Below are 9,719 nucleotides of genomic sequence, written 5' to 3'. Positions count from 1 at the left end.
ACGGCGGGCGGGCTGAACAGCGGCGACGGATGGTGGCCGCGCTGCAGCACCAGCGCATTGGCCACGATGCCGGTCATCACGGCGGCAAAACTCGCGCCCGCCACGATCATGCCGGGCCGCGCGAACACGCGACCGATCAAGGTCGGCTTGGCGACGGGGCGCGCCGCCGTGGCCTTACCCTTGCGGGCCGGGGTGGCAGGGGACGGGGGTCGGCCGGGTCGTCCCGCCATGGCAAGAGCCTCACGCAATCTTCTGGACCTTCGGGGGTTCGAGGGCAGCGGCGCCGGGGCGCGGGTAACGGTTGATGACCTCGATCTTGGCTGAGGTCCCCTGATGTCGGCGTCCATCGAGCGGCAGCCTGACACTGATGCGGGTGCCTTCGCCGGGAGCGCTTTCCACCGTGATGGTGCCGCCATGCAGCCCCACCAGGCCCTTCACCACCGACAGGCCGAGGCCCGTGCCTTCATAAGGCCGGTCGTAATCGTTGCGGACCTGGAAGAAGGGGTCGCCGAGCTTGGCGAGGTCGCGTGGCACCATGCCGATGCCGGTATCCACCACGGAGATCAGCACGGCATTGCCGTCCGGCCGGCTCGACACCGTCACCTGGCCGCCCGGCGGAGTGAACTTCAACGCGTTCGACAGCAGGTTGAGCACGATCTGCTTGCAGGCATGACGGTCGCCGGTGAGCGGGTCGAGTCCCGGCGCGATCTCGCGCCGCAGGGTGACGTGCTGTGTTTCGGCCTTCAACCCGACCATGTCGCAGCAGCCGACGATCAGGTCGGCCACGTCGAAGGGCTCGCAGCAAAGCTCGAACTTGCCGGCGTCGAGCTTCGACATGTCGAGCAGGCTGTTGACCACGGCCAGAAGATGCTGGCCCGAGGTGCCGATGATGGCGGCATATTCCTGCCGCTTGACCGGATCCTTCGGGGCGAGATTCGGGCTTGCAAGCATTTCGGCGAAGCCGATGATGGCGTTGAGTGGTGTTCGGAGCTCGTGGCTCAGCGTGGCGATGAAGCGGTCCTTGGAGGCATTGGCCTGTTCGGCATCGCGCTTGGCCCGCTCGATCTCGGCCTCGTGCTGCACCCGCACCGTAATGTCGCGCACGGCCGCCACCACCACGGGGCCGCCCTCGGTCCCAAGGTCGGTGGCACCTTCGTCGAACTGCCGGGTGCGGACCTCCACCCAGGCGAAGACCGGCTCGCTGTAGTGGCCGGGCTTGGGCTCGAAGCTGCTGATGCGCAGGCGCAGATTGACCGTGACGCTGTCGCGTCCGGTGGCGGCCTGGCTGACGGCCTGCATGAAGGCGGGTCGGTCCCCGACATGGACGCGCTCGAAGAAGCCACGCCCCATCAGCTCGGGCGACGGGATGCCGAACAAGCGCTCGGAGGCGCCGCTCGCGGCCAGCACCAGGCCGGCGCGGTCGTAGCGCAACACGAGATCGCCGATCGCTTCCGACAGAACACGGTATCGCTGCGCATCGAGGCGCCGCGCGACATCGGACGCTTCCGCAACGCTGGCCCCCTCGGCCGCCAGGGCGGCGGCCCGCAGGCCCGCGAAGGCGACTACCAGCACGTCGGCGCGGCCTTGAAGAAAGCCGTGCGCTGCTGCGACGCTCCAGACCAGGAGACCGCCGAGACCCGCCAGCGCGACGCCGGTGAGGCGGGCCGCGAGACGTCGGTTGCTGCCGGTCAGCACTTCGAGCGGCACCAGCAGCAGCACGGCCGCGGCGGCACCGAGGGTCGCGGCGCCGGAGCAGAAGCTCGTCAGCCCCAGCCCGGTCCAGGCCAACGCCACGACCATCTTGCCATCGACGAGGCGGCCGGTGTTCGACACATGGGCGGCGGCCAGCAGCGGCAGCACCAGCCAGGCCAGGGTCAGGGCGTCACGCCAGCCGGGCAGGTGGCCGGTCGCAAGGAAAAGCGGGACCAGCATCAGCGCGAGACCGCTCAGCGCGGCGGTCGTGCCGATGAAGAAGGCATGCTGCAGCGCCTCTGCCGGCGCCCCCTGGACGGAGGGGTGCACGAGCCTGCCGAGATGATCCTTGAGGCACGTTTGGACGGTCACGCAACGCTCCGCGACAAGCGCGAAGGAACACCGACGCCTGACCGCCCGACTGTCGCAGGCGGCGCTTAAGGCAACCCTAAGTCTGTCGGGAAAACACCGACCATGCGATGGAACCAAGCCGCGAAGGCCGTTGCTTGCGTCGCGGCTGCCGCCCGACCGCCGGGCAGGGTTGACGGCGCGTTACGCAAAGCTGTGCATTTCTTCCGACCGAGGCCACCCGGCCTTGAGCCGAAGCCGCTAAGGTGAGGTCGGGCCAAGGGGGAGGAGCCGAATGCTGTTCTGGACGCGGGCGTGCCTTTGTGTCGGCGTGGCAAGCGTCATGGCGATCCAGCGCTTGCCGCCCCAGGCCCGCTCGCCCCATCTGCTGCCCGACGGGGCCGTGGCGGCCACGCTGGCCGGCCATGCCTGCCAGGCCCGCCCGGACCTTTGCGCCGCCGCCGTGACGCAGGGCCTCGGCGCGCTGGCGCCCATAGCGACCCGTCGGGCGCAGGTGCCACCGCGCCGCGGCCCCGCTCGCGATCTGCCGGTTGCGCTCGGCGGTCGCTCCCTTACATGACAACGCTCAGGCGCCCTTGAGGCGCGACCGCGCGCCTCAAGGATCGCCATGCCCGACATCCAACGCATCATCGACGACTTCGACGTGCTGGACGACTGGGACGATCGCTATCGCTATATCATCGAGCTCGGCCGCGACCTCGAGCCGATGCCGGCCGACGGCCACAACGAAGCCAACCGGGTGAAAGGCTGCGCCAGCCAGGTCTGGCTCGACACCCGGCCGACCGAGGGGGGCGCCTTGCATTTCGTCGGCGACAGCGACGCCCACATCGTCAAGGGCCTGATCGCCATCACGTTGGCGCTGTTTTCCGGTCACCGGCCGGCCGAGATCCTCGCCCGGGATGCCGGCGACACGTTTCGCCGCCTCGGCCTCAGCGAGCATCTGACGCCGCAGCGCTCGAACGGCGTCCGCGCCATGGTGGAGCGCATCAAGGCCGACGCCCAGGCGGCCCAGGCCTCCACCCCCGTCGTCGGCCAGGCTTGAGGCTCCATCATGGTATCGCTTCGTTCCGCTTCGCCGCCTGTCGTGCCGCGCCGCGACTCCCATCAGGTCGCTCATAACGTCCAGCTGACCGACCCCTATGGCTGGCTGCGGGCCGACAACTGGCAGGAGGTGTTGCGTGACCCGACGCAACTGCCGGCCGAAATCCGCACCGTGCTTCAGGCTGAAAACGCCCATACGGATGCCGTGCTGTCCGACACGGTCGACCTGCGCCGCCGCCTGCAGGCCGAGATGCGGGGGCGCATCAAGGAGGACGATGCCGAGGTGCCGGTGCCGGACGGGCCTTGGGCCTATTACACGCGCCACCGAGACGGCGGCCAGCACGAGATCATCTGCCGGCACCCACGCGACGGCGGCCCCGAGCAGGTGTTGCTCGACGGCGACCTCCTCGCCAAAGGCAAGGCGTTCTTCGATCTCGGCGGCGCCGAACGGTCGCCCGACCACACGCGAATCGCCTGGAGCGCCGACGAGCGTGGGTCGGAACTCTATGGCTTGCGGGTGCGCGACCTCGCGACCGGTCTGGATCTGCCGGACCTCGTCGGCGAAACGGACGGCACGGCCGTCTGGGCCGCCGATGGCAGCGGCTTCTTTTATGTCACGGTGGATGAGAACCATCGGCCGTCGCGGGTCAGGTTTCACCGGCTCGGCACCGACATGGCGGACGACCGGCTCGTGTTCGAAGAAGGCGATCCCGGCTGGTTCGTGTCGCTGACGGAAACGCGCTCGAAGCGCTATGGCGTGATCCGCATCCACGACCACGATTCGGCCGAGGCGTACCTTCTCGACCTCGAGGCCCCAGAAACGGCGCCCCAGCTTGTGGCTGGGCGGCACGCCGGCCTTCGCTACGACCTCGACCATCGCGGCACCGAGGTGTTCATCCTGACCAACGCCGACGAGGCCGAGGACTTTAAGGTCATGGTGGCGCCCGTCGCTTCCACCGACCGCACCGCGTGGCGGGAGCTCGTGCCGCATCGGCGCGGCCGGATGATCATCGCCATCGAGTTGTTTCGCGATTACCTCGTGCGGCTCGAGCGCGAAGACGGGCTGCCGCGCATCGTCATCCGCCACCTCGCCTCCGGCGACGAGCACGCCATCGGGTTCGACGAAGCGGCCTACAGCCTGTCGCTGCGATCGATGGCGGAGTTCGACACGGGCGTGATCCGCTTCAGCTTTGCCTCGATGGCGACGCCCGACGAGGTCTTCGATTACGACATCGCGACCGACACGCGGGTGCTGCGCAAGCGACGGCAGATCCCGTCGGGCTTCGATCCTGCCCGTTACGTGACGCGGCGCCTCTTCGCCACCGCGGCCGATGGCGAACAGGTGCCGATTTCGTTGTTGCGCGCCGTCGATACGCCCGAGGACGGCACGGCGCCGCTGCTGCTTTACGCCTATGGGGCCTATGGCCATGCGACGCCGGCTTCCTTCGGGGCGAACCGGTTGTCGCTCGTCGATCGCGGTTTTGTGTTCGCGATCGCGCATGTGCGGGGCGGCACCGACAAGGGCTGGCACTGGTACGCGGACGGCAAGCTCGACCGCAAGACCAACACCTTCACGGATTACATCGCGGCGGCCGAGCACCTGATCGCCACAAAGGTGACGGGGCCGCGCCGCATCGTCGGCCAAGGTGGCAGCGCCGGCGGCATGTTGATCGGCGCCGTGGCCAACCGGGCGCCGCAGCTGTTTGCCGGCCTGATCGCCGACGTGCCTTTCGTCGATGTGCTGAACACGATGCTCGACGGCGACCTGCCGCTGACGCCGCCGGAATGGCTCGAATGGGGCAACCCGATCACCGACCCCACCGTCTTCGCGGCGATGCGGGCTTATTCGCCTTATGAAACCGTGTCGGCTCAGGATTACCCGCCGATTCTGGCGCTCGGCGGCCTCACGGATCCGCGCGTCACCTATTGGGAGCCGGCCAAGTGGGTGGCGAAGCTGCGTGCCACCATGACGGGCGGCGGCCCGATCCTGTTGAAGACCAATATGGAGGCCGGCCATGGCGGCGCCTCGGGCCGCTTCGATCAGCTCGAGGAGGTGGCGCTTGAGTACGCCTTCGCGCTGGCCTGCGTCGGGCTCGGCTGAGCTTCCCGCCCAAGGGTGAAGCGGCGCTGCCGCTTCATCGTCGCCTCGACCCTCAGGGAACGGCGGATTCCTGCTGGGCGATAAAGGCCTTCAGCTCGTCCATCGAGCCGAACCGGTGGGTTTCGCCGCTTTCGGTTTCCACCTCGATGGTGCCATCCGAATACATCACGTAGGAGGCGCTGCCGGCTTGGTAGCGGCCCACCACGGTGGCGCCACCGTGCTGCTCGCTGGCGAGGTCGGGCGTCGGCTGGGGCTCGGCGGCGGCCGTCGGCTCGGGAGCCGCAAAGGCGAGGCGTTCGGTAGATGGCGGCGCGTAGGCCGGCATCGCCGGCTCCACCCGCTCGGGCCGGCCCTTGAACAAGGATCGCTCCAGCCAGCCGATCTGACCGGCTTCGCGTGCGGGGGCGGTCTCGGCCGCCGCGGGTTCGGCCGGCGGGGCCGGGATCGTCGGGGCCGGAACCGCATGGGCCGGCACCAACACGGGTGCTTCGTCGACCGAAGTCGGTTCGGTCGGCCCATCGGGCAGGATGCGGTCGGGGAAGCCGTGCTGGCGCAAGGTTTCGGGGCTTGGCTGCTCGCCCTCGGGACGCTTGACCCGCTTCCACAGGGCCTGATCCTTGACCTCGACGGCCGAAGGCTCGATGGCCGGCGGGGTTTGGGCTTCAGCCGCCGGGGCCTCGGCCGCCGGCTCCGGGCGGGCCGCCGGTGCCACGATGGCTGGCACCGGTTCCTGCGCGGGTGCCGGCATCTCGATGCGCTGCAGTGCCGGCACGGCGTCGGCCGTCATCGGCAGGGTGCGGGACGCAAGCGTGTCGCGGATCGACTCGATCCGCATCAGGATGCCGGCCAGCGCGAAGACGACGCCGCCGCTCGCAAGCGCCACCGTGCCGGAGATCACCTCGGCCCAGCCGCGTTCCAACTGGATGATCGGCGCGCCGGAGATGATCGACACCGCGCCCGCCAGCACCAGCAGGCAACTCACGCCAAACACCAGCCATGTCATCGGCCAACACCCATGTTCCGTCCCGGTCGCACCTGACGCGCGGTCTCACGGGCGTCCGCGCGTGCCTTGGCTCGCGCTGCGAGATCGCATGGGGCGTCGGCCCCACGCTGGTCGGGGCAGATAAGCCGAAAAGCCGGGCCGTGTAAAACCGACCGGCAGACTTGCAACACCGGAGGCCATGGCGGAGATTGCCGCCGCCGCAAAGCGACCTAGCTTCATGCGGGACGGCGCGCCGGTCGGCACGCTCATCCCGAACAGGAGAACCCGATGGCTTTCACCCTGCCCGAACTGCCCTACGCTTATGACGCGCTCGGCCCCTACATGTCGAAGGAGACGCTCGAGTTCCACCACGACAAGCACCACCAGGCCTATGTGACCAACGGCAACAACCTGCTGAAGGGCACGGAATTCGAAGACAAGCCGCTCGAGGAGGTCGTGAAGGGCTCCTTCGGCAAGAATGCCGGCCTGTTCAACAATGCCGGCCAGCACTTCAACCACATCCATTTCTGGAAGTGGATGAAGCCGAACGGTGGCGGCAAGCCGTCGGGCGCGGTCGAAAAGGCCATCACGGAATCATTCGGCTCCTTCGACAAGTTCAAGGAGGATTTTGTCCAGGCCGGCACCACGCAATTCGGCTCCGGCTGGGCCTGGCTGACCTGGAAGGACGGCAAGCTCGAGGTCACCAAGACGGCCAATGGCGAGAACCCGCTGGTGCACGGCGGCACGCCGCTGCTCGGCGTCGACGTGTGGGAGCATTCTTACTACATCGACTACCGCAACCGCCGTCCCGACTACCTGAAGGCCTTTGTCGATAACCTGGCCAATTGGGATTACGTCGACGAACTTTACAGCAAGGCCGCAAAGTAAAGCGCTCCATCGCCAGTAGCGATGGTCTGCTTGGACGAGATCCGACCGGGGCCAAGGGAAGTCCCTTGGCCCCGGTCGGGCTTTCGGCCTTGATGAATGCGGGACCCTGCCCGGTGCAACAGAAACGGGCAGGTGCGATTAACGAGGATTTCACCTTTATCAGCATGGCTGCTGCGCTGACCCGGTCAGGAACCATTGGGCGTCACCGGCATTCCGGTTCTGAACGCTTTTTCGGAAAGACCGATTTTCCCGCCATGCTTCGTTTGACCTCCGCCTTCGTGGTCCTGTTCGGCGCCGCCGTCGCCGTGACCACCTTGTTGCCGACCCCGGCACTTCATGCCCTGCCGGTGACCAGCGCGGCGCAGGCGGCTGCGAGCGACACCGATGCGGTGTCGGTGCGTGCCGACAAGGCCGTGCGGGTGGTTTATCCGCCGTCCGACGGCACCGCCAAGATCACCGGTCCGGCAACGGTGGCGCCCGATCAGTCTGTGGCGGCGCAATCTTTGCCTGCAATGCCGGTGGTCGCGCCCGCAGCCCCCGTTGTGTTGCCTGAGGCAGCGGTCATCGGCGCGAAGCTCGACATCAACACGGCCTCCGTCGAGGCGCTCGACAACATGGCCGGCGCGGGGCACATCGGCCGCACCATCGTGCAGCACAGGCCCTACCGCTCGGTGGAAGATCTGGTCGGCAAGCGCGTCATTCGGAAGAGCGTCTACGATCGCATCAAGGATCAGGTCGCTTCGCAATAATGGGCTTGGGCCAACGCGCCTGTACCGCGATGCTTGACCGACCTTAAGCCTTGCCACAACAAGGGGCCGCGTCGGCGGTCCTCCTCGTACCGGCGTGCCGTAACGCGCCGGGTGCATGTACAGACATTTCCTTTCCGTCGGCGGCTTAACGCTTTTATCGCGGGCGACAGGCTTCATCCGCGATGTGGTGCTAGGCGCCATTCTCGGAGCCGGCGTTCTGGCGGACGCCTTTTTCGTCGCTTTTCGCCTGCCGAACCATTTCCGCACCATCTTCGGCGAAGGCGCCTTCAACGCGGCCTATGTGCCGTCCTACGCCCGTGTGCTGGAAACCGAGGGCGTCGCCGAGGCGAAGGGCTTCTCGAGCCAGATCTTCTCGATCCTGTTGATCTCCCAGGTCGTGCTGCTGGGGTTGGCGCTCGTCTTCACGCCCACACTGGTGCGCCTGCTGGCACATGGCTTCGAAGACGATCCCCGCAAGTTCGATACGGCCGTGATGCTGACCCGCATCACCTTTCCGTATCTGCTCTGCATGACGCTGGTGACGCTGCATAGCGGCACCCTGAACGCCAATCGGCTGTTTGCATCGGCGGCCTTCAACCCGGTCATCCAGAACCTCGTGATGATCGGCTTCCTGGGAATGGCGTTCCTGTTTCCCGATGCCGGCATGGCGGCGGCCGTCGGCCTCACGGCCTCGGGCGTGCTGCAACTCGGCTCCATTATGGTGTCGGCGCGGCGGCACGGCCTGCTGGAACGGCCGGTGCGGCCGCGCCTGACCGCCGACGTGCGGCAATTCTTTGGCGCCCTCGGGCCGGCGGTGATCGGTTCGGCCGGCGTGCAGCTCGCCATCTTCGCCGATACCATCATCGCGTCGATGCTGCCGACCGGCGGCCTGTCGTCGATCTATTACGCCGATCGTATCTACCAGCTTCCGATCGGGGTGATCGGCATCGCGGCCGGTACGGTGCTGCTGCCCGAAATGACGCGACTCCTGGCGCAGAACAAGCCGGAAGCGGCGCTGGCGGCACAGAACCGCACTTTTGCTCTGACGCTGGCCCTGACGGCGCCCTTCTTCGTTGCCTTCCTGTTGGTGCCCGGGCCGATCATGCGCGGCGTCTTCGAGCGCGGTCGCTTCGGTGCCGAAGCCGCGCAGGCGTCGGCCGCGGTGCTGGCCGCCTACGGGGGCGGCATCCTGGCCGTGGTGCTGAACCGCTCGGCGGTGGCAAGCTTTCAGGCGCGGGGCGACACGCGGACGCCGATGCTGGCCTCGCTGATCGCCATCGGCTGCAATCTGGCGCTAAAACTCGTGCTGTTCCGCCCGCTCGGCGCGGTCGGGCTCGCGACCGCCACGGCGGCCGGGGCCTGGATCAACTTGGCCGTCCTGTGCGGTCTCGCCATTCGTCGCGGCACGATGCGCTTCGACGACAGCCTGATGAAGGTGGCGCTCGCGGTGGATGTTGCAGCCGCGGTCCTCGGAGTCACGGCGGTGCTTCTCGAACCGCGGCTGGCCGTCCTCACGGCCGGGCGGCCGTTCGGCAACGAGATCCATGTGGTGGCGCTCACGGGGATCGGGGGCGCCCTCTACCTCGCGGTGCTGTTGGGCGCGCTACGTGCCTTCAAGGTGGGCCTGGGGCGCCGCCCGGCCTGAAGGGTCAACCGGCCTTGCGGGCCGGCTGAGCCTCCCGACGCACCGGGGCGCTACGCGGCTCTGTCCGGGCCGCCGGCACGGTGGCGCCGCGTTCGGTCGCAACCTCGGTCCGGGCAGGGCGCCGCGGCGCTGCATCGGTTCCGGCGAGGCTCGCCATGACACGCCGGGCGGCCGCGACCGGCAGTGTTTCGACCAGCCCGACGAGCGTCCGCACCCGCGGGTAGCTCCGCCCGATGCCGGGCTGACCCAGGA

At 68.1% G+C, this 9,719-nt stretch carries 9 protein-coding genes and 1 pseudogene; 6 read left to right on the top strand and 4 right to left on the bottom strand.

Features of this window, described 5'->3' with window-relative positions; genetic code table 11:
* Nucleotides 1-230 (bottom strand): annotated as a pseudogene (locus P7D22_RS20930) (hypothetical protein); the annotation flags it as partial.
* 10 nt (nucleotides 231-240) lie between these two features.
* A complete protein-coding gene (locus P7D22_RS20925) occupies nucleotides 241-2,064 on the bottom strand; it encodes a PAS domain-containing sensor histidine kinase (protein WP_319936198.1) in 1,824 nt (607 codons plus the stop codon).
* 271 nt (nucleotides 2,065-2,335) lie between these two features.
* On the opposite strand from P7D22_RS20925, the gene P7D22_RS20920 reads away from it, so the two are divergent.
* From P7D22_RS20920 to P7D22_RS20910, 3 genes are read left to right on the top strand one after another with little or no spacing between them, the layout of a single operon-like run.
* Nucleotides 2,336-2,620, top strand: coding sequence for a hypothetical protein (locus P7D22_RS20920; protein WP_319936197.1), 285 nt, complete (start codon nucleotides 2,336-2,338; stop codon nucleotides 2,618-2,620).
* Between the two features lie 48 nt (nucleotides 2,621-2,668).
* Nucleotides 2,669-3,103 carry a SufE family protein gene (locus P7D22_RS20915; protein ID WP_319936196.1) on the top strand — a complete coding sequence of 145 codons (435 nt, stop codon included), beginning with the start codon at nucleotides 2,669-2,671 and terminating at the stop codon, nucleotides 3,101-3,103.
* Nucleotides 3,104-3,112: 9 nt separating this feature from the next.
* Nucleotides 3,113-5,203 (top strand): S9 family peptidase, encoded by a 2,091-nt coding sequence (locus P7D22_RS20910; RefSeq protein WP_319936195.1) that lies wholly within the window; start codon nucleotides 3,113-3,115, stop codon nucleotides 5,201-5,203.
* A gap of 52 nt (nucleotides 5,204-5,255) precedes the next feature.
* Here the strand turns inward: P7D22_RS20910 and P7D22_RS20905 are convergent, their stop codons facing one another.
* Entirely contained in the window at nucleotides 5,256-6,206 is a 951-nt protein-coding gene (locus P7D22_RS20905) for a hypothetical protein (RefSeq protein ID WP_319936194.1), read from the bottom strand.
* A 267-nt stretch (nucleotides 6,207-6,473) separates the two neighbouring features.
* Between P7D22_RS20905 and P7D22_RS20900 the strand changes: the two genes are divergently transcribed.
* The 3 genes from P7D22_RS20900 (at nucleotide 6,474) to murJ (ending at nucleotide 9,467) form a co-directional block, all read left to right on the top strand.
* Nucleotides 6,474-7,073 carry a superoxide dismutase gene (locus tag P7D22_RS20900; protein WP_319936193.1) on the top strand — a complete coding sequence of 200 codons (600 nt, stop codon included), beginning with the start codon at nucleotides 6,474-6,476 and terminating at the stop codon, nucleotides 7,071-7,073.
* 254 nt (nucleotides 7,074-7,327) lie between these two features.
* Nucleotides 7,328-7,822 (top strand): ComEA family DNA-binding protein, encoded by a 495-nt coding sequence (locus P7D22_RS20895; RefSeq protein ID WP_319936192.1) that lies wholly within the window; start codon nucleotides 7,328-7,330, stop codon nucleotides 7,820-7,822.
* A 115-nt stretch (nucleotides 7,823-7,937) separates the two neighbouring features.
* Nucleotides 7,938-9,467 (top strand): murein biosynthesis integral membrane protein MurJ, encoded by a 1,530-nt coding sequence (gene murJ, locus P7D22_RS20890; protein ID WP_319936191.1) that lies wholly within the window; start codon nucleotides 7,938-7,940, stop codon nucleotides 9,465-9,467.
* A gap of 4 nt (nucleotides 9,468-9,471) precedes the next feature.
* On the opposite strand, the gene P7D22_RS20885 is transcribed toward murJ, so the two are convergent.
* Nucleotides 9,472-9,719: hypothetical protein (locus P7D22_RS20885; RefSeq protein WP_319936190.1), on the bottom strand; the 248-nt coding region annotated here is incomplete at its 5' end.

The sequence above is a fragment of the Lichenihabitans sp. Uapishka_5 genome, assembly GCF_033947565.1.
GTDB lineage: Bacteria > Pseudomonadota > Alphaproteobacteria > Rhizobiales > Beijerinckiaceae > Lichenihabitans.
The sequence above is the reverse complement of the archived record's forward strand: the minus strand, read 5'-3'. Positions and strand labels throughout refer to the sequence as shown.

Excerpts from the sequence above, each read along its gene's own strand:
- P7D22_RS20920 (WP_319936197.1), top strand. The coding sequence starts at position 2,336 with ATGCTGTTCTGGACGCGGGCGTGCCTTTGTGTCGGCGTGGCAAGCGTC.
- P7D22_RS20915 (WP_319936196.1), top strand. The coding sequence starts at position 2,669 with ATGCCCGACATCCAACGCATCATCGACGACTTCGACGTGCTGGACGAC.
- P7D22_RS20910 (WP_319936195.1), top strand. The coding sequence starts at position 3,113 with ATGGTATCGCTTCGTTCCGCTTCGCCGCCTGTCGTGCCGCGCCGCGAC.
- P7D22_RS20905 (WP_319936194.1), bottom strand. The coding sequence starts at position 6,206 with ATGACATGGCTGGTGTTTGGCGTGAGTTGCCTGCTGGTGCTGGCGGGC.
- P7D22_RS20900 (WP_319936193.1), top strand. The coding sequence starts at position 6,474 with ATGGCTTTCACCCTGCCCGAACTGCCCTACGCTTATGACGCGCTCGGC.
- P7D22_RS20895 (WP_319936192.1), top strand. The coding sequence starts at position 7,328 with ATGCTTCGTTTGACCTCCGCCTTCGTGGTCCTGTTCGGCGCCGCCGTC.
- murJ (WP_319936191.1), top strand. The coding sequence starts at position 7,938 with ATGTACAGACATTTCCTTTCCGTCGGCGGCTTAACGCTTTTATCGCGG.